The organism is Coprococcus sp. OM06-34AC (genome assembly GCF_003462545.1).
Classification (GTDB): domain Bacteria; phylum Bacillota; class Clostridia; order Lachnospirales; family Lachnospiraceae; genus Coprococcus; species Coprococcus aceti.
Map to the genome: position 1 here is coordinate 434,810 of NZ_QTZF01000001.1, position 19,916 is coordinate 454,725.

Consider the following 19,916-nt stretch of genomic DNA (forward strand, 5'->3'; position numbering starts at 1 on the left):
CCTTATGATCACTCTTTTCTTCTCAGTATAATACCGGTCTCAAGCTCCTTATCAAGCTTCACCCTCAATTTCTGCTTTGGATGCGGCGCGGAGTCCATACTGTTTCCTTCCTCGTCGTATATCGCCTGAACCTCGCACTCTATATTTGTTCCATCAAAGCCCATGGCTTCAAGCTTCTCTCCCACCAGAAACTTATTCTTCTGCTCAAAGCATACACAGCCATCCGGGGTAACCTCTCTCACAGTTCCAATATACGTATAGTTTTTTACATATGTGTTATTATCATATATCTGTGATTCTGAGTCTGTCTTCCCGAAATAAAATCCCGTTGTGAACTGCCTGTATGTGCATTTGGCTATCTCTCTCTTGTAGTATTCCATGTTTGCTCTGTACTTCTCTTCTGACTCCATATAATCATCTATGGCTTTTCTGTAGGTTCTGGCAACGGTCGCCACATACAGAGCAGTCTTCATACGCCCCTCTATCTTGAAACTGTCTATTCCGGCTTCCATCATCTCCGGGATGTACTCTATCATGCACAGATCCTTGGAGTTAAATATATATGTTCCTCTGTCGTCCTCGTTGACAGTCATATACTCTCCCGGTCTGGTCTCCTCGACGATGGAATACTTCCATCTGCACGGATGGGTGCACGCACCATGATTCGCATCCCTGCCTGTGAAGTAGTTGCTGAGAAGGCATCTTCCTGAATATGATATGCACATAGCGCCATGGATAAATGACTCTATCTCCATATCGTCCGGTATGTTTGCTCTTATCTGTGATATCTCCGCAAGGGACAGTTCTCTGGCAGACACAACCCGCTTTATGCCGTGGTCATACCAGAACTTGTATGTCATGTAGTTCGTGTTGTTGGCCTGTGTGCTTATGTGTAATTCCATATCCGGCATAGTCTCCCGAGCTATGGTAAACACGCCCGGATCGGATACAAGAACAGCGTCCACACCTGTATCTTTCAGCTCGCCAAAATAAGCTCTTATTCCATCCAGATCATAGTTGTGTGCAAATATATTAGCTGTCACATACACCTTGGCATTATGTGCATGGGCATATTCCACGCCCTGTTTCATCTCTTCTATGGAAAAGTTGTCTGCTTTCGCTCTGAGGCCAAATGCCTGTCCGCCTATATACACTGCGTCAGCTCCATAGTCCACGGCCACCTTGAGCGTGTCCAGTCCGCCCGCCGGGACAAGAAGCTCCGGTTTCTTATCTCTCATATCGTTTCCTCCAACCATTTTTCGTTTATTTCCTGATACTGAGGCTCATTCCATCCCCTATATTGAGTATGGCCGTCTCCAAATGTTCATTGTGGGTGAGCTCGTACAGGTATTCTCTCATCCTTGAATGTATCGTTCTGTTTCTTCTGGTAACTGCAAATCTGCTCTCAAGGACATCTCCGTCCTGAAGCACGTTGTCGCAGAGCAATACCCCCTTTGGAGCAAGCAGCCGTATAGCCTCCGTGAAAAAATTGCCATACTGACCCTTAGCTGCATCCATGAACACCATGTCATAGCTTTCTGTCATCTCTGGTAATATCTCCAGTGCATCGCCCTCAAGCAGAGTAATCTTGTCTGAAGCCCCGGCTCTGACTATATTCTTCTTCGCCTCTTCTATTCTCGGCTGATAATTCTCTATAGTTGTTATATGTGCGTCATCATCCAGAAATCTACTCATAAAAATGGCAGAAAAGCCAATGGCTGAACCTATCTCAAGAATCTTCTTCGGCCTGTTCATAAGAATCAACATCTTGATGAACTCTCCAGCCTCTCGTCTTATGATAGGTACCCTGTTCTCTTCTGCCTCTCTTCTGATCGAGGTCACAACCTCATCGTAGTCTGTATTGAAGGAATTGATAAATGACGCAAGTCTTTCATCACATACCATAATTATCCTCTCTGTCTATTACTCGGCACTGTCCTCGCTGGAGGAGTCATCGCTGTCGTCTCCGCTGCTATCCCCCGAGGAACTCTTGCCATTTCCCGTTATGATCTCTATTATCTCCTGATTTGTATCGCTCGGTGCTATCTGATATGTACCAGGCTGGATATCATCTGCATATCCGCCTATTCTGACCTTCAGAATAAAAGCGTATTTGTCCTTGATGACCTCCGCCGTCTTAAGGGAATCCGCCACGTCAAGAAGCGGCTCGTCCTGAGTTATCTGTATAGTTGCCTTCCGGTTGCTGCCCGGATCCGCAGCCCTTGTGGCAAACACCTGATACGCAAAATCATACGAGTATGAGAAAGCCTTTACCAATATAAATAAAATACATACATTGATGAATAGTCCAAAAAGGAATCTCAGAATCTTCTTCATACTTCTAGCACTATCTAAAGCCATAATCGTTATTCTCCTTGTTCACAAATACATCTCAGCCAGCGCGAATCACCGGGCGTCCTCATCTATGATATCGAAATCAAGATCGTCCGCTATCTGTTCATATACAAGCTTCATCATTCTCACCAGCTTCTGCTCCGCCCTGATAAAGTCATTGACTATAGTATCATGGACTATGGAGTCATATTCCATGAATAGATTATTAACTTCATCATATGGATTGTCAAGCATTTCGTTATTCTGTATTTCATAATTTTTCTTACGAAATTCCATGAGCTGCTGAAGTTTTTCTGGTTTCTGTCTAAGTTTATCCTTGCAATACTGATAATTCTTGTAGACATCAGAATCCTTGATGCACGCATTCAATTGTCTGCTAAGTTCCAATGTATCTGTCATTTTCTCACCCTTCTACACCTCTGTGATTATAGGAAGGATCATAGGGCTTCTCTTTGTCCTCTTCCAGAGGAACTCTCCCATGTCATCCTTTATCACGGATTTGATCTTACCCCAGTCTGTCACGCCGCGGCTCAGGCATCTGTCGAGAGCCTCCTGACATGTGATCCTGCAGTCTTCCATAAGTGTCTCAGACTCCCTGACGTACACGAAGCCTCTTGACACTATATCCGGCCCTGCAACAAGCTGGTTGCTGTATCTGTCCAGGGTCACAACTATGATTATGAGGCCATTCTGTGACAGAAGCTGTCTGTCTCTGAGGACGATATTTCCAACATCTCCAACTCCAAGTCCATCCACAAATACTCCCTGTGCAGGAACCTTGCCGACAACGTCGAACTTCTCCTCACCGATCTCAAGAACATCGCCTGTGGTCATGATCTTGACATTCTCCTTAGGGATTCCCATCTCAACTGCAAGCTCTGCATGTCTCTTGAGGTGTCTATACTCACCGTGGACAGGTATTGCATATTTCGGTCTTGTGAGCGCATATATAAGCTTGAGCTCCTCACGGCAGGCATGGCCGGATACGTGTGTATCCTCAAATATAACGTGTGCACCCTTCGCCTCGAGCTCATTTATAACCTTGAATACCGCCTTTTCATTTCCCGGTATAGGATGTGAGCTGAAAATGACCACATCACCAGGCTTTATGGCTACTTTATTGTGTATGGATGCAGCTATACGTGACAGCGCAGCCATGTTCTCTCCCTGACTTCCCGTGGTGATGAGAACAACCTTCTCATCCGGGTAGTTCTTCATCTCGCTTATATCTATGAGTGTGTTATCCGGTATGTTGATATATCCAAGCTCGGACGCCGTGGTGATGATGTTCACCATGCTTCGTCCCTCTATGACAGCCTTTCTGCCATACTTGTAAGCTGAATTGATGATCTGCTGTACTCTGTCAACGTTGGATGCAAATGTCGCTATGATGATCCTGTGATCCTTGTTGTCGTTGAACAGGTTGTCAAATGTTCTTCCCACTGTCTTCTCTGACTGTGTGAAGCCCTCCTTCTCAGCATTTGTCGAGTCAGCCATGAGTGCAAGCACCCCCTTCTTGCCGAGCTCAGCAAATCTCTGAAGATCTATGGTTCCACCAAATACCGGTGTGTAGTCTATCTTGAAATCTCCGGTGTGGACAATAAGTCCGGCCGGTGTGTATATGGCAAGGGCCGCCGAATCTGCTATGGAGTGGTTTGTTCTGATGAATTCCACTCTGAATGCCCCAAGATTTATATTCTGACCATACTTTACAACCTTTCTTCTGGTGTTGTTCATAAGGTTGTGTTCCTTCAGTTTGTTCTCTATAAGACCCATGGTCAGCTTGGTCGCATAGATCGGCATGTTTAATTCTTTCTCAATGTACGGTATGGCTCCTATGTGATCCTCATGTCCATGGGTAACCACGAGTCCCCTGACCTTGTCCGCGTTTTCCTTGAGATAGGTGACATCAGGAATTACCAGATCGATTCCTAACATGTCGTCCTCAGGGAATGCCAGTCCGCAGTCAATGACTATGATAGAGTCCTCATACTCTATCGCAGTGATATTCATTCCAATCTGTTCCAGACCGCCCAAAGGAATGATCTTCACTGTCTCTTTATTATTCTTATTCAATTTTCTTATACCTCCAAATTTACGTCCTCAAGCAGTTCGTCAAATATCCTGATGACCGCCTCTAATTCATTTTCATCTTCCACAATATCGTATGCTGCCATCTCTTCCGTATCAGCTCCGTTGTTCTCGCGAAGGATAAGGAATGATTCATCATCCGCCTTGTCTATAACGAACAGATAATTCACGCCGCCAAGTGTGGTCTGCTCCACAACCGAGAATTCCACTTCTGTTCCATCTTCTGCTTCAAATATGATACTGTTGTCCGTCTTCCTGTTCTCTGCCATATAAACCTCTTAATACTTCTTCAGGCGTACACAAAACAAAGGCAGAAGGTCTGTGTCTATCACAGACTGCTGCACTTCGCATCAAGATAGTTCTGCAGTATGACCGCAGCCGCCATCTTGTCTATGTACGTCTTCCTGTTCTCTCTTCTCACTCCGCTGTCCATAAGGATCCGCTCTGCCTCCACAGTGGTAAGGCGCTCATCCCACAGAACAACCTCAAGTCCTGTTCTGCGCTCAAGATCCTCCTTGAATGCCTGGGTGGCCTCGCATCTGTCTCCCTCTGAATTGTTCATGTTCTTCGGGTAGCCAAGCACCATCAGCTCTATGCGGTCGCGCTCTCCTGCCGCTCCATACTCTTCAAGTATGGCCTCTATGCGGGCAAGTGTCTGTCTCAGCTTGTTCGCCGACTTTCTCTCTATCGTCTCCAGCGGCTGGGCAGTCATCTTGAGCGGATCGCTCACGGCAACTCCCACCGTCTTGGTTCCATAGTCAAGTCCCAATATTCTCATACTATTCTTTTCCTTTACACGAGGTTATTCTTGATGTAGTCCTCAAGTAAAACCTCAATGATCTCGTCTCTCTCCACCTTCATGATCAGGCTTCGCGCATTCTTGTAGCTTGTGATATATGTCGGGTCACCGCTCATTATGTACCCAACAACCTGGCTTACCGGATTATATCCTTTCTCGGTAAGTGCATCGTATACTTCTCCAATTATCTCGCGTACGTCCACTGTCGCGTCCTTGATTGGAACAATATTCTGTGTACTTTCGTTATTCATCAAATCACGTCCTCATCTTGTTATTATCTCATGAGCCAATTAACATTCCTATTCTAATATAAAAAACTACAAAAGTAAAGGAAGGTTTCCCCCATTTTGGGTATATGTCACATACACAAAGCTGTTCACAAAACTCTCCGGCATGGATATGTCGCCCACATCTATGAGTATATCCATGTATCTCTCCGTATGTCCTCTGAGATATGTCTTATTGTCCTTCTTTACAACCTCTTCCACCAGGACTTCAAGCTCACAACCCTCAAACTGGGCTTCATATGCGGTCTTGTTGTCATGGGCAAGCTTAAGCAGCACATCGCTTCGCTCATTCTTTATCTTAGGAGCAACCTGCTCTTTCATAGCGGCAGCGACTGTTCCCTTTCTCGGAGAATACTTGAATATATGCATCTCATACAGATTGAGCTCCGTCAGATATCTGACAGTCTCTGCAAATTCTTCCTCAGTCTCTCCCGGGAAGCCCACTATCACATCCGTGGTGAGCGCAGGGGACTTATACGCCTTTCTCAGCATGTCACATTTTTCAAAGTATTGCTTGCAAGTGTACTTTCTGTTCATTCTCTTGAGCACTGAATCACAGCCGCTCTGCAGGCTCAGATGGAAGTGTGGACATACTTTCGAATTGGATGAAATCCTCTCCACAAACTCCTCTGTTATTATCCCCGGCTCAAGTGAACCAAGCCTTATTCTCTTGATTCCTTTGATTTTTGAGATAGCCTCTATAAGCTCTATAAGTGCTCCCTCATTATTCTTATCTTTGCCATATGACGATATGTGTATACCGGTAAGCACAACTTCTTTTATTCCTGCCTCCGCAAGCTCTGATACTTCTGCAAGGATCGTCTCCTGGCTTCTGCTTCTTATCCTTCCTCTTACATACGGGATTATACAGTATGAGCAGAACTGATTGCAGCCGTCCTGGATCTTGACATATGCCCTTGTGTGTCCCACAGGGACATGGCCGCCCATCTCCTCGTACTCAGTCTCTCTGGATATATCCACGAAGTATTCCATGGCTTCATGATCTTTACCCGGGGCATTTTTTCCATTGTTTCTCACATTAATATAATCATTAACTATTTCTGTGATACTTTTCTTCTTATTGTTGCTTATTACTATATCTATAGCTTCATCCTGCTCGAGAATCTCTCTGGCTGACTGCACATAGCATCCTGCGGCTATCACTATTCCATCAGGATTCATCTTTCTGGCTCTGTGAAGCATCTGCCTTGATTTTTTGTCCGCAATATTGGTCACAGAACAGGTATTTACTATATATATATCTGCTTTTTCGTCAAATTCCACTATATTTGCACCGGCAGCCTTCAGCATGTCGAGCATGCTGTCAGTCTCCGCCTGATTGACTTTGCAGCCAAGTGTTGTGGCAGCCACAGACATTCCTTTTAGCATGTATTTTACACTCCTTATATTGACTTTTGTATTCTATAAAAATATAATAATGACAGTACATAAAAAACTTACAAGGGTTAGGAGGACTATTTATGACAGCAGTTAAGATTTCTTTAAACTCAATCGATAAGGTCAAGAGCTTTTGCAATGACATTGCGAAATTTGATGCAGAATTCGACCTCGTATCAGGACGTTACGTAATTGATGCAAAGTCAATCATGGGTATTTTCAGTCTTGATATCTCAAAGCCTATCGAACTTAACATTCATGCAGAGAGCGGTATCGATGAGATTATGGCTACTCTGAAGCCATACCTTGCAGAATAATCATTATTCTGCCCCGTATGTTATATGGATCTGATAATCAAAGAGATGCTTATTATGAAGCATCTCTTTTTTGTTGTCTTTTATCACTGTTTTATATTGTATTACTGCTTTGCGCGACACATAACGACCTCTGCCGTATCTACAGCCTTGCGGTACAATGGCTCGATGATTCCTGTGAGCTTTGCCTCCGACTTCTCTATCGCAGAGAGAACCGGATGTGTAACCGGATGCTTTGCAACAAATGTCGTACAGCAATCCTCGTATGGCAGTATAGATGTCTCGTATGTTCCGATTTTCTCTGATATGTCTACTATCTCCTGCTTATCCATACCTATACATGGTCTGAACACCGGCATGGTGCTGACCTGGTTGATAACGTTCAGGCTGAACACAGTCTGGCTTGAAACCTGGCCTATGCTCTCTCCTGTTATCGTACACTGACAGTCATTCTTCTCAGCCAGCTCCTCCGCTATCTTGATCATGTATCTCTTCATGATGATCGTGAGCTCCTCATGAGGACAGTTGTCGTATATTGCCATCTGTACATCGGCAAAGTTGACAACATGGAGTCTGATGGCTCCTGAGTAGTCGGCCACAAGACATGCCAGATCTATAACCTTCTGCTTTGCTCTCTCGCTTGTGAACGGAGGTGCATGGAAGTATACCGCCTCCACAACAACTCCTCTCTTGGCTATCATATATGCCGCAACAGGGCTGTCTATACCGCCTGACAGAAGTGCCATTCCTCTGCCGTTCGTTCCAACCGGCAGTCCTCCCGGGCCAGGTATTGTGATCGAATAGATATACGCTACCTTTCTGATCTCCACATTGATTATCTCCTGAGGTGAGTGCACATCCACTGCAAGATCAGGGAACGCCTCAAGGAGGAAATGTCCAAGCTCGGCGCTTACATCCATTGAAGTCATAGGATATGTCTTGTCATTTCTTCTGGTGAACACCTTGAATGTGAAGTTCTTTCTGTCGTATGCCTTTTCAACATAATCTATTACCTTCTGCTTGAGGTTCTCAAACTCTGTGTTCTCCTCAACCACAACAGGACATATTCCAACGATACCAAATACCTTTCCAAGGGCATTTACCACATCCTCATAGTCGTAATCCGACTTGCACTCAACGAATATTCTTCCCTGCTCCTTGCGGATATAGAAATCTCCGTAAGGCTTCAGCTTTCTGTTGATGTTCTTGCAGAGTATATCTTCAAATATATATCTGTTCTTTCCCTTTGTGCCTATCTCGGCATACTTTATCATAAATGCCTTGTACTGCATATTTCCTCCTATTTCTTCCTCACATATCTTCTGAGTATCGGTAAAAGTTCCTTGCAGCACTCGACTGCATAATCTATCTGTTCCATTGTATTCTCCGGTGAAAAACTGAATCTCAGTGTGGACTCAAGCTTCTCAGGTGACAGACCTATGGCCTTCAGCGTGCTGCTTGTGGAATGTTTATTCGACGAACATGCTGAACCGGATGAGACATATATGCCCTTCTCTTCCAGAGCATGAAGCATGACCTCACTTCGCACTCCCTTGAAGGTTATGCTGGCTATATGGGGCGCATCCCCGGAATTACTGTACACATCGTCTATCTGTGTGAGTTCATCTATAAGATGTTCCTTGAGTTCTCTCATGTGCGCTACATTTGCATCGAGATCTCTGTAGGTCATCTCGGCAGCCAGTGCCATTCCGGCTATTCCCGGTACATTCTCTGTTCCTGACCGCATTCCGCCCTGCTGGCCTCCACCGTATATCACAGGCTTGACCTTGACTCTGTCCTTTATGAACAGTGCTCCAACGCCCTTTGGTCCGTGGAATTTATGGCTGCTTATGGACATCATGTCTATTCCCATACGCTTCGGGTATATCACATATTTGCCAAATGCCTGTATGGCATCCACATGGAAGAGTACATTCGGATTCTTCTCCTTTATGCGTCTGGCAATATCCTCCACCGGCATGACAGCACCTATCTCATTGTTGACGTACATGACTGACACTATGATCGTATCGTCATCTACCTCATCTACCAACCGGTCAACATCTACCACGCCATCACTTCCGGTCGGGATCCTGACAACATCAAAGCCCATATCCTCAAGGAATGTCAGCGGACTGCCGACTGAGGCATGCTCAACTGCTGTTGTTATGATCTTGTTGCCCGCTCTCCTGTTGGCAAGTGCGCCTCCTATCAGAGCCATGTTGTTGGATTCTGTTCCTCCCGATGTGAACACGATCTCCTTCGCCTGAACCTTGAGCAGCCTGGCTATCTTATCCCTGGCATCGCTCACGTATCTGGCCGCATCCACACCCTTCTGGTGCAGTGATGACGGATTGCCATAGTCCTGTTCCATTAACTTTACCACAAGATCTCTCACCTCTGGATAAACCGGGGTGGTCGCTGAATTGTCAAAATATGCTTCCATGTTGTCTTCCACCATTCCGAAACCGATATACGTCCGGCTTCAAGCTTCTTTCTTTCACTAATCTCTACAATATTGTTCTAATTGTCCCTGTCGGCACTGAACATGATGATCGACATAACCGCCAGTCCGGCCGTCTCAGTGCGCAGTATCCTGTGTCCAAGAGTTATACATTCCGCCCCGGCCGCCATTGCCTGTTCCACTTCTTCCCTGGCAAAGCCACCCTCCGGGCCTATGAATACCCCCAGACTTCTGCGGGCAGAGGACGGTGCTGTCACATCAGCGATGATCTGTCTGGACTTTGCAAGTCCCTCCGCCTCCTCATATGGAATTATATTCATATCAAGAGTCTTCGCCATCTCTATCGCCTGTGCAAATGTTACCGGCTCCGTGATCTCAGGGACGATTCCCCTTCCGGACTGTTTTGCAGCAGCTTCCGCTATGATCCGGCATCTCTCGGTCTTCTTTGCAGCCTTCTTCGCATCAAGCTTCACTATGGTGCGCGCAGTGAATACCGGAACTATCCGGCAAACACCGAGCTCCACCATCTTCTGTACTATAAGATCCATCTTATCCGACTTTGGATATCCCTGAAACAGGGTAACCTCCACCGGAAGCTCTGCAAAGTTATCATTCACATCCTCGACGCGGCACAGAACCTCGTCTCTGCCAAGCTCCGATATACTGCACGTATAATCTCTTCCTCTGCCGTTACTGACAGTTATCTCATGACCCACTTTAAGGCGGAGAACGTTCTTTATATGGTTAACGTCTCCGCCTGTTATGCTTATATCTGTTCCTATATCTCTGCCATCTACGTCTACAAAGAATCTGTTCATATTTGATTATTTCCTCTCACACGCTGGTTCATACATGCTTTTTTGCGACAAAGCTTACCCAGTCATTCATGTAGACAGTATCTACGATATCGAAGTTATTGTCAAGAAGAGCCTGTCTGACCTCATCCTCTTTTATGTTTATAATGCCCGATGATATAAAAATACCATCATCCTTCATAAACTTCTGAACTACAGCCGACATTGGAATTATAACGTCTGCAAGGATATTTGCAACTACTATATCATAATTTGCGCCTATTGACTCTACCAGTTTCTGGTCCTCAAGGACATTTCCGCACTTGAATTCCACAGCCTCGGCAGGAATATGGTTCACATCTCTGTTCTCTCCCGCCACATCAACAGCGATCGGATCTATGTCTATACCGAGAACATGCTTTGCACCTAGCTTATTGCAAACAAATGACAGGATACCGCTTCCGCTTCCGGCATCGAGTATCTCATCTCCATCCTTCATGTACTTCTTGAGCTGGCCTATGCACAGTCTCGTCGTCTCATGGGAACCTGTTCCAAATGCTGTTCCGGGATCTATCTCAATAACTATATCCTCGTCCGTTGCATCCTCCGGCACTTCCTCCCAGGTTGGCTTGATGATGATATTGTCATACAGTCTGAATGGCTTGAAGTAGGCCTTCCAGTTGTCTCTCCAGTCCTCTTCCTTCGTCTCACTCTCGGTTATCTCGCCTGTTCCGACAGGAAGAAACTCTGACAGTCTCCTGATCTCTGCAGCCACCTTATCCTTTATCTCCTGCACGTCAAATGTATCGTCAAGGAAACAGGACACCTTTGCAGTTCCATCATTTTCCGGCATATCATCCGGCAGGAGATCGACAAACATCGTCTCCATCTCCTCCTCAGTGAGGGGAATATTATCTTCTATCTGAACACCCAAAACGCCTTCCTCTTCGAGGAAGGCGCTTATGAGGTCTTCAGCTTCACATGTTGTATCTATTGTGAGCTTCGTCCATTTCATATATTTTATACCTACTTTTTCTTTCTTCTCTTGTGATCGCCAAATGTAAATGGTCCTGCTGAATCTGTTGCAGGTCTTGTCTCTACAAGTGTTGCCTGCTCATACTGGTTTAGGATCTTCTTCTGCTCCTCTGTGAGCTTCTCCGGCACCTGTACAACAAGTGTTACATAGTGATCGCCTCGCTGAGTTGGGTTCTTGAGGTTAGGTACTCCTTTGCCCTTCAGCTTTATACGTGTATCTGTCTGTGTTCCTGGTGGTATGGTGTAATCAACCTCTCCTTCGATGGTGTTGATCTTGATAACTCCACCAAGTGCTGCCTGTGTAAATGTGATAGGCTCTGATGAATACAGATTGTACTCCTGTCTCTGGAAGTTTGGATGACGATCAACAAGTATGGTAACTGTAAGATCTCCTCTCTCACCACCGTTGATACCAGGCTCACCCTTTCCTTTGATTCGGATGTTAGTACCATTGTCTACTCCTGGTGGAATAGCTATCTGTATCTTCTTTCTGCTCTTTACATATCCTGTTCCTGCACAGTTGCTGCACTTGTATCTGATGATCTTACCAGATCCACTACAATCAGGACATGTCTGAACATTACGTACAACTCCAAAAAGTGACTGCTGTGTTGTCACTATCTGGCCCTTACCGCCGCACTTGCCGCAGACCTCCGGCTGGTGTCCCGGCTGTGAACCGGTTCCCTTACATACATCACACTCATCCTTCAGTGGGAGCTCAAGCTCCTTCTGGGTTCCGAATATAGCCTCCTCAAAGGCTACTCTGATGGTGGTCTTGATGTTTGCGCCCTTCATAGGGCCATTTGTATTTCTCTGACGGCTTGCGCCACCGAACATATCTCCGAATATATCTCCAAAGATATCTCCCATGTCTGCGAAGTCAAATCCACCAAATCCGTCGGCACCGCCGCCGTTCTGGTCGAATGCTGCATGGCCAAACTGATCATACTTTGCACGTTTCTCAGGGTCACTGAGGACTGAATAAGCTTCAGCTGCTTCTTTGAATTTCTCTGCAGCCTCTTCATCACCAGGGTTCATATCCGGGTGGTATTTTTTTGCTACCACTCGGTATGCCCTTTTGATCTCGGCTTCAGAGGCTCCCTTGGTTACACCAAGGACTTCATAATAATCGGTCTTTGTCTCTGCCATAGCCTTTACCTTTCATCCTCTATATATTAAACCTCTGTGAAATCTCCATCTACAACATCGCCATCTGAGTAATCAGGTGTGCCTGCACCTGTTCCTGCGTTTGCTCCAGGACCGTTCTGCTCATAGAGCTTTGAGAACAGGTTCTGTGCGCTCTCCATCAGCTTATCCTTTGCAGCCTTGATCTTATCTACATCTGCATCGCTCATATTCTCTGCATCTGTGCTGTCTATTGCTGCTCTTAAGGAGTCAAGATCTGCCTTTACGCCAGCCTTGTCAGAATCTGAAAGCTTATCTCCTACCTCGCCGAGTGCCTTCTCTGTCTGGAATGCAAGTGCATCTGCCTCATTTCTTGCCTCGATGCCTTCCTTACGCTTCTTATCCTGAGCCTCGTACTCTGCTGCTTCCTTAACTGCTCTATCGATATCATCATCTGAAAGTGATGTTCCTGATGTGATAGTAATGTGCTGCTCTCTTCCTGTTCCGAGATCCTTTGCTGATACATTTACGATACCATTTGCATCGATATCGAATGTAACCTCGATCTGTGGAACTCCACGTCTTGCTGGAGCGATACCATCAAGTCTGAATCTGCCAAGACTCTTGTTGTCCTTTGCGAACTGTCTCTCACCCTGTACTACGTTGATATCAACGGCATCCTGATTATCCTGTGCTGTTGAGAAGATCTGGCTCTTCTTTGTAGGGATTGTTGTATTTCTCTCGATAAGGTGAGTAGCTATACCACCCATTGTCTCGATTGAAAGTGTAAGTGGTGTAACATCCAGAAGAAGGATCTCGCCTGCACCGGCATCTCCGGCAAGCTTACCACCCTGGATACAAGCACCGATAGCAACACACTCATCAGGGTTGATTCCCTTGAATGGCTCCTTACCTGTAAGTCTCTTAACCTCTTCCTGTACTGCTATGATACGGGTTGAACCACCGACAAGAAGTACCTTGTCAAGGTCTGCTGCTGTAAGTCCTGCATCAGCAAGTGCTGTGTTAACAGGGCCCTTTGTTCTGTCTACAAGATCTGCTGTAAGCTCATCGAACTTAGCTCTTGTAAGGTTCATATCGAAATGCTTTGGTCCATCCTGGTTTGCTGTGATGAAAGGAAGGTTGATGTTGGTTGTTGTAGCTGATGACAGCTCCTTCTTTGCCTTCTCTGCTGCTTCCTTTAATCTCTGCATAGCCATCTTATCGCCTGAAAGGTCGATGCCCTCTGCCTTCTTGAATTCATCAAGCATATACTGTGTAATTGCGTTATCGAAGTCATCACCACCGAGCTTGTTATCGCCGGCTGTTGCAAGAACCTCGATGACACCCTCACCGATCTCAATGATAGATACATCGAATGTACCACCACCTAAATCGTAAACCATGATTCTCTGCTCCTGCTCGTTGTCAAGACCATATGAAAGAGCTGCTGCTGTAGGCTCGTTGATGATACGCTTTACATCAAGACCTGCGATCTTACCGGCATCCTTTGTTGCCTGTCTCTGTCCATCTGAGAAGTAAGCAGGAACTGTGATAACTGCCTCTGTAACCTTCTCTCCTAAGTATCCCTCTGCATCTGACTTCAGCTTCTGAAGGATCATTGCTGAAATCTCCTGTGGTGAATACTTCTTGCCATCTATCTCTACTCTGTAATCTGATCCCATGTGACGCTTGATAGATGAAATTGTCTTATCTGCGTTTGTAACTGCCTGACGCTTTGCAGGCTCACCTACTACTCTCTCTCCTGTCTTCAGGAAACCTACTACTGAAGGTGTTGTTCTCATACCCTCTGAGTTAGCTATAACTACAGGCTTACCACCTTCCATAACTGCTACACATGAATTTGTTGTACCTAAGTCAATACCTATAATCTTACCCATTGTCTTTTCCTCCTAGAAAAAAAATTTACAATATTAAGAAATCTCCCACTCCGTGGGTCCTTCTTATGAAGTTTAATTTGCTACCTTTACCATGCTAAATCTGAGCACCTGATCCTTGTACATGTAACCCTTCTGCATCTCTTCAACGATTACATTCTCTTCGTAGTTGTCATCCTCTACATGCATCACTGCATTGTGGAATGTAGGATCAAACTGTTCCCCGGCGCAATCCATAGGCTTTACACCTATGCTTTCCAATGACGTCATAAGCTGCTTATATATATTTGCAACTCCCGACTCGAATGGTCTGTCCTTATCCTCATCAGGAATGGCTGCCATTGCTCTCTCAAAATTGTCTACCACAGGAAGGAGCTTCTCAAGAACTCCCTTTGCACCTATGTCGTACAATTTGCCTGACTCTTTTTCATTTCTCTGGCGGATGTTCTCACACTCCGCAAGAAGTCTTGTGTACTTTGTCTCTGCATCCTTGCAGCGTTCCTTGAGCTTCTCGTTCTCCTCACGGAGAGCCTTGCCTCCACGTCTGTTCTCCTTTGCAACATGCTGTGGCTTTGCAGCCTCTGCCTGCTCCTCCGGAACGTCAACGGTCTCATCGACCTTGACTTCTGACTCAACGCCATCCTTTATCTCTGCTGAAGCATCTCCAACTATGGTCTCGGCTGCTGTCTGCTCTGTCTTAACCTTCTTGTCGGATGCAGTACTGTTATTGCTATCAGCCATTACATATCCTCCTATTCATCGTTATAATCTTATCTGTCTATCCATTGTTGTTAAATATGTCATCAAGCTCTCCGGTGAGTTCCTTGAGCATGCTCACAACTTTCTTGTAATCCATCCTCTTCGGTCCGATTATTCCTATCGTTCCTTTTGCGCCCTCCGGCATCTTGTATGTTGCTGTTACAAGGGAGCAGTCCTTCAGGTTTTCATCGCTGTTCTCCTGTCCTATCAGGATCTGTATGTCGCTGTCCTGCTGGATCACATCCTCCACATGTTTTGCAAATTCTTCTTTGTCCTCTATGTCTTCCAGTGTTCCGAGCAGCTTCTCTGCGGATGACGTGTTCGCCAGCTCAGGGTACTTGAGTACATTCGTTGCTCCACTGGTATAAACCTTGAGATCATCGGCCTCATGGATCGCCTCCATGATTCCCTGGAATATCGTCTCAAGGATCTCTGCATATTCACCTGCCTGAACCTTCATGGTCTGTATAAGTTCAAGATTGATATCCTGAAGTGCCGCGCCCTGAAGGAAGGTATTTAGCAGAATATTAAATTTTAAAATATCTTCATTCTTCAGGCTGTACGTCGTCTTGATCAGCTTATTCTTGACTATATTGCCATCAACCATGATGACCGCCAGCAATGTGGTCTCATCAACCTGTGACAACTGGATGAACTTTACTGTGTTGTTGTACTGTGGCATCGTAACCAGTGTTGCGTACTGAGTGTTAGTCGCAAGCACCTTTGCCACCTGCTTGAGAAGCTTCTCGAGCTTATCAACTCTATTCAGCAGATTCTCTCGCTCTGTCTGATCCTCTGCTTTCTCTTCATCCCTGTCTGCCATGATGCTGTCAACATAAAACCTGTAACCTGCATCTGTTGGAACTCTTCCTGCCGATGCATGTGGCTGGCATATATAACCCATATCCTCAAGATCTGACATCTCATTTCTTATGGTAGCCGGGCTGACATTCATGTCGGCCAGCTTGGAAATGGTTCTCGATCCAACGGGCTCTCCAGTCTCCAGGTAATTCGAAACGATCGCTTTTAGAATTCTGACTTTTCTCTCGTCAAGTTCCATACTCTCATTCCTTTTTGCTTTTAGTCTTATTAGCACTCAACATATTCGAGTGCTAACCACTAAACATAATCTAACACTGCCGCCCCCTTTTGTCAACAAAATAACGAATGTTTTTGTGTTTTTTTTATGTTTTGAAGGACGGTCGTGCCAGTATTATTCTATTAAGAAGTCCGCCAGAATCGTGTTGCTTACGTCGATGCCTTTTTTTGTGAGGCGGATCAGGCCGTGGTCATCTTCGAGGTGGCCGGTGGACTTGTATTTATCTATGACGGGGCCGTATATGTCGTAGATGGAGTGTCCAAAGTAGTCGTTGAATTTTTCTGCACTCACACCGGATATCATACGCAGGCCGAGGAACATATATTCCTCCATCAGCCTGTCTGCGTCAAGTTCTTCTTCCACATTGCGCATGTGTTCTATTATATCTCTTGCCTTACCCAAATTTGCGACGGGATCTCCGAATGTCATGAGCTCCCTGTGTCTTGCCATGCCGTCTATGTAGTCTTCCAGACTGGATGTGTTGGTGTAGCGTCTGCCGTACAGGAAGGACGCTGCTCCGATTCCGATTCCTATGTATTCCCCGAGGGTCCAGTAGACTATGTTATGTCTGCACTCGTAGCCAGCTTTGGCGTAATTGGATATCTCGTATCTGTGGTAGCCGCCGGTGCCTAAGAGCTTATTTGTTATGTCGTACATCTGCCTGTCCACGTCCTCATCCGGGATCTGTGACAGCAGGTTCTCATCTGCTGCCAGAGGAGTTCCGTCCTCCACTATGAGGCTGTAGGACGATATGTGCTCCGGCTTACACCTTAATACCTTGTCAAGGGTGTCCAGATATGACCTCATGGTCTGTCCCGGTATGTCTGACATCAGGTCTATATTTATATTGCGAAATCCGGCCTCCCTAGCCATGTCAAATGCGGCGAGGAACTGGTCATAATTGTGTATCCTGCCCAGCGCTTCCAGCTCATTTTTCTGTGCGGACTGAAGGCCTATGCTCATCCTGTTTATTCCATTTGCTATATACTCTGCTGCCTTACGGCTGGTCAGGGTGCCCGGATTTACCTCTATGCTTATCTCCGCATCCTCTGCGACATCGAACAGCTTCCTCACCGTCGTCATTACAAGTGTGATCTCGTCCGGCTCCAGTATGGATGGGGTTCCGCCTCCTATGTATATTGTCCTGACCTTGTGGGTCTCCGCCAAATACGAGTAGCTTTTCAGCTCCTCGCACAGGGCTTCGATGTATTTCTCACGGTACACTCCATATCCCGACATGCAGGCTGCCCCCACCGGAAATGACAGGAAGTCGCAGTATGCACATTTCTTCACACAGAATGGGATATGTATGTATATGCTGAGCGGCTTCTTCTCATATGACTCTAAAACTTCGTCATTATTTGCATCGCCGAAATCCCGATCTGAATTTTCGGTATTTATTATATCTATCATTAGTATCCTTCCTTTTTATTTCAAATATCATCACCGCATGAAAAAAGCCGCTACTAAGAATGCTCCTGTCAGAATGCTCTCATTAACGGCTTTTCTACGATTCTATTATTTCTTATTTGATATAACCGTGTCACTGTGTTCCCGGTCTTTTCTATTCCTCATCAAGCTTCAGGACAGACATAAATGCCTTCTGTGGTATCTCCACATTGCCCACCTGTCTCATTCGCTTCTTTCCTTCCTTCTGCTTTTCAAGGAGCTTTCTCTTTCTGGATATATCTCCGCCGTAGCACTTGGCAAGGACATCCTTTCTCATGGCCTTGACTGTCTCGCGGGCTATTACCTTGCCGCCTATGGCCGCCTGGATCGGGATCTCGAACAGATGTCTCGGGATCTCGTCCTTGAGCTTCTCGCACATCTTTCTGCCCCTTTCATACGCTGTATCCTTGTGTATGATAAATGAGAGTGCATCGACCTCTTCCTTATTGATAAGGATGTCCAGCTTCACAAGCTCTGAGCGGACATAGCCCTTCATCTCATAGTCAAATGAAGCATAGCCCCTTGAACGCGACTTAAGTGCATCAAAGAAATCGTATATGATCTCGTTCAGTGGGAGGTCGTACTTGAGAAGCGCTCTTGTCTCCTCCATGTACTCCATGCTCTTGTACACGCCTCGTCTCTCCTGGCAGAGCTGCATGATGGCACCCACATACTCTGTTGTGACCATGATCTCCGCATCGACAAATGGCTCCTCCATGTACTCTATGGTGGATGGATCCGGCAGATTCGACGGATTGGTGAGCTCTATCACATTCCCATCTGTGGTATGTACCTTATATACAACGCCTGGCGCTGTGGTTACCAGATCAAGATTGAACTCCCTCTCCAGTCGCTCCTGAACTATCTCAAGGTGAAGCAGTCCAAGGAAACCACATCGGAAACCAAAGCCCAGTGCTATGGATGTCTCCGGCTCAAAGCTGAGCGCCGCATCATTTAACTGAAGTTTCTCAAGGGCATCCCTGAGATCCGGATACTTTGCTCCATCCGCAGGATAGAGTCCGCAGTATACCATAGGCTGTGCCTTCTTGTATCCAGGAAGTGCCTCGTCACATGGCCTGTCCGCCTGTGTGACTGTATCTCCCACTGTGGTATCCTGTACATTCTTAAGGCTGGCTGTTATGTAACCAACCATACCGGCTGACAGCTCATCACATGGGACAAATCTTCCCGCTCCAAATATTCCGACCTCAACCACCTCAGCCTCAGCTCCGGTGGCCATCATCCTTATGGTGGTTCCCTTCTTCACGCAGCCGTCAAATAATCGGCAGAATATGATAACTCCCTTGTATGAGTCATACAGACTGTCGAATATAAGTGCCTTGAGTGGAGCCTCAGGGTCACCGTGCGGTGCCGGCACCTTCTTCACGATCTGTTCAAGCACTTCTTCTATATTAATTCCATTCTTTGCCGATATCCTTGGGGCATCCTGTGCCTCTATTCCAATTACATCCTCGATCTCGTTCACGACCCTCTCCGGATCTGCTGACGGGAGGTCTATCTTGTTGATGACTGGCATGACATCAAGGTCATGATCCAGCGCCAGGTATACATTCGCCAGGGTCTGCGCTTCTATGCCCTGTGCGGCATCAACCACAAGTATGGCTCCCTCACAGGCTGCCAGACTTCGAGATACCTCATAATTGAAATCCACATGTCCCGGAGTGTCTATGAGATTGAATATGTACTCCTGTCCATCATTGGCATTGTACACGATCCTGACACACTGTGCCTTGATGGTGATTCCACGCTCCCTCTCAAGATCCATATTGTCAAGAACCTGATTCTGCATCTCCCTGCTGGTCAGAGTTCCGGTCTTCTCTATGATCCTGTCGGCAAGTGTTGATTTACCGTGATCTATATGCGCTATTATACAGAAATTTCTTATCTTTGACTGGTCTAAATGCTCCATGTTTTCACATCCTTATCTATGTCCCGCGCCTTGTATGTGCAGGCTCTTTTATTCTTATACTTGTCTTACTCGCATTTGACGTTAATATAACATGTCTGAGCATATAACTGCAAGTGCCAATA

Annotated in this window: 20 protein-coding genes; 1 reads left to right on the forward strand and 19 read right to left on the reverse strand. The window is 46.0% G+C overall.

Annotated features, from left to right (window positions below; all coding sequences use genetic code 11):
- Window positions 1-8 precede the first annotated feature (8 nt).
- The 9 genes from DXB91_RS01895 to mtaB form a co-directional block, all read right to left on the reverse strand.
- Entirely contained in the window at window positions 9-1,238 is a 1,230-nt protein-coding gene (locus DXB91_RS01895) for a peptidase U32 family protein (RefSeq protein ID WP_117549407.1), read from the reverse strand.
- A gap of 25 nt (window positions 1,239-1,263) precedes the next feature.
- Window positions 1,264-1,905 (reverse strand): O-methyltransferase, encoded by a 642-nt coding sequence (locus DXB91_RS01900; RefSeq protein WP_117548739.1) that lies wholly within the window; start codon window positions 1,903-1,905, stop codon window positions 1,264-1,266.
- Window positions 1,906-1,923: 18 nt separating this feature from the next.
- Complete coding sequence (locus tag DXB91_RS01905) at window positions 1,924-2,361, reverse strand: endolytic transglycosylase MltG (RefSeq protein ID WP_117548738.1); 438 nt, start codon at window positions 2,359-2,361, stop codon at window positions 1,924-1,926.
- A 45-nt stretch (window positions 2,362-2,406) separates the two neighbouring features.
- On the reverse strand, window positions 2,407-2,754 hold the full coding sequence (locus tag DXB91_RS01910) for a YlbF family regulator (protein WP_015533125.1): 348 nt from the start codon (window positions 2,752-2,754) through the stop codon (window positions 2,407-2,409).
- Window positions 2,755-2,766: 12 nt separating this feature from the next.
- Window positions 2,767-4,431, reverse strand: a complete 1,665-nt coding sequence (locus DXB91_RS01915) for a ribonuclease J (protein WP_022217240.1) — start codon at window positions 4,429-4,431, stop codon at window positions 2,767-2,769.
- A gap of 5 nt (window positions 4,432-4,436) precedes the next feature.
- Window positions 4,437-4,715: a DUF1292 domain-containing protein gene (locus tag DXB91_RS01920; protein ID WP_055223926.1), complete on the reverse strand. Its 279-nt coding sequence runs from the start codon at window positions 4,713-4,715 to the stop codon at window positions 4,437-4,439.
- A 59-nt stretch (window positions 4,716-4,774) separates the two neighbouring features.
- Window positions 4,775-5,224 carry a Holliday junction resolvase RuvX gene (gene ruvX / locus DXB91_RS01925; protein WP_118016681.1) on the reverse strand — a complete coding sequence of 150 codons (450 nt, stop codon included), beginning with the start codon at window positions 5,222-5,224 and terminating at the stop codon, window positions 4,775-4,777.
- A 14-nt stretch (window positions 5,225-5,238) separates the two neighbouring features.
- Window positions 5,239-5,496, reverse strand: a complete 258-nt coding sequence (locus DXB91_RS01930) for an IreB family regulatory phosphoprotein (protein ID WP_022217238.1) — start codon at window positions 5,494-5,496, stop codon at window positions 5,239-5,241.
- A gap of 66 nt (window positions 5,497-5,562) precedes the next feature.
- A complete protein-coding gene (gene mtaB, locus DXB91_RS01935; protein WP_118016682.1) occupies window positions 5,563-6,921 on the reverse strand; it encodes a tRNA (N(6)-L-threonylcarbamoyladenosine(37)-C(2))-methylthiotransferase MtaB in 1,359 nt (452 codons plus the stop codon).
- Window positions 6,922-7,013: 92 nt separating this feature from the next.
- Here mtaB and DXB91_RS01940 point away from each other — a divergent pair, with 92 nt between their 5' ends.
- Entirely contained in the window at window positions 7,014-7,247 is a 234-nt protein-coding gene (locus tag DXB91_RS01940) for an HPr family phosphocarrier protein (protein ID WP_015533130.1), read from the forward strand.
- A gap of 101 nt (window positions 7,248-7,348) precedes the next feature.
- On the opposite strand, the gene thiI is transcribed toward DXB91_RS01940, so the two are convergent.
- The 10 genes from thiI to lepA all read right to left on the reverse strand — a co-directional run bounded on the left by thiI (window position 7,349) and on the right by lepA (window position 19,794).
- The gene (gene thiI / locus DXB91_RS01945) at window positions 7,349-8,536 is read right to left on the reverse strand and encodes a tRNA uracil 4-sulfurtransferase ThiI (protein ID WP_118016683.1); all 1,188 of its coding nucleotides are present in this window, start codon (window positions 8,534-8,536) and stop codon (window positions 7,349-7,351) included.
- Between the two features lie 8 nt (window positions 8,537-8,544).
- Window positions 8,545-9,690, reverse strand: a complete 1,146-nt coding sequence (locus DXB91_RS01950) for a cysteine desulfurase family protein (RefSeq protein ID WP_118016684.1) — start codon at window positions 9,688-9,690, stop codon at window positions 8,545-8,547.
- Window positions 9,691-9,767: 77 nt separating this feature from the next.
- Window positions 9,768-10,526: a 16S rRNA (uracil(1498)-N(3))-methyltransferase gene (locus tag DXB91_RS01955; protein WP_022217234.1), complete on the reverse strand. Its 759-nt coding sequence runs from the start codon at window positions 10,524-10,526 to the stop codon at window positions 9,768-9,770.
- A 28-nt stretch (window positions 10,527-10,554) separates the two neighbouring features.
- Window positions 10,555-11,517, reverse strand: coding sequence for a 50S ribosomal protein L11 methyltransferase (prmA, locus tag DXB91_RS01960; RefSeq protein ID WP_015533134.1), 963 nt, complete (start codon window positions 11,515-11,517; stop codon window positions 10,555-10,557).
- A gap of 11 nt (window positions 11,518-11,528) precedes the next feature.
- Window positions 11,529-12,686 carry a molecular chaperone DnaJ gene (gene dnaJ / locus DXB91_RS01965; RefSeq protein WP_022217232.1) on the reverse strand — a complete coding sequence of 386 codons (1,158 nt, stop codon included), beginning with the start codon at window positions 12,684-12,686 and terminating at the stop codon, window positions 11,529-11,531.
- Between the two features lie 26 nt (window positions 12,687-12,712).
- The gene (gene dnaK / locus DXB91_RS01970; protein WP_015533135.1) at window positions 12,713-14,560 is read right to left on the reverse strand and encodes a molecular chaperone DnaK; all 1,848 of its coding nucleotides are present in this window, start codon (window positions 14,558-14,560) and stop codon (window positions 12,713-12,715) included.
- A 72-nt stretch (window positions 14,561-14,632) separates the two neighbouring features.
- Window positions 14,633-15,298 (reverse strand): nucleotide exchange factor GrpE, encoded by a 666-nt coding sequence (grpE, locus tag DXB91_RS01975; RefSeq protein ID WP_015533136.1) that lies wholly within the window; start codon window positions 15,296-15,298, stop codon window positions 14,633-14,635.
- Between the two features lie 37 nt (window positions 15,299-15,335).
- Window positions 15,336-16,376 carry a heat-inducible transcriptional repressor HrcA gene (gene hrcA / locus DXB91_RS01980; protein ID WP_118016685.1) on the reverse strand — a complete coding sequence of 347 codons (1,041 nt, stop codon included), beginning with the start codon at window positions 16,374-16,376 and terminating at the stop codon, window positions 15,336-15,338.
- A gap of 153 nt (window positions 16,377-16,529) precedes the next feature.
- Complete coding sequence (gene hemW / locus DXB91_RS01985) at window positions 16,530-17,828, reverse strand: radical SAM family heme chaperone HemW (protein ID WP_118016686.1); 1,299 nt, start codon at window positions 17,826-17,828, stop codon at window positions 16,530-16,532.
- 151 nt (window positions 17,829-17,979) lie between these two features.
- Complete coding sequence (gene lepA / locus DXB91_RS01990; RefSeq protein ID WP_022217229.1) at window positions 17,980-19,794, reverse strand: translation elongation factor 4; 1,815 nt, start codon at window positions 19,792-19,794, stop codon at window positions 17,980-17,982.
- Between the last annotated feature and the right edge of the window lie 122 nt (window positions 19,795-19,916).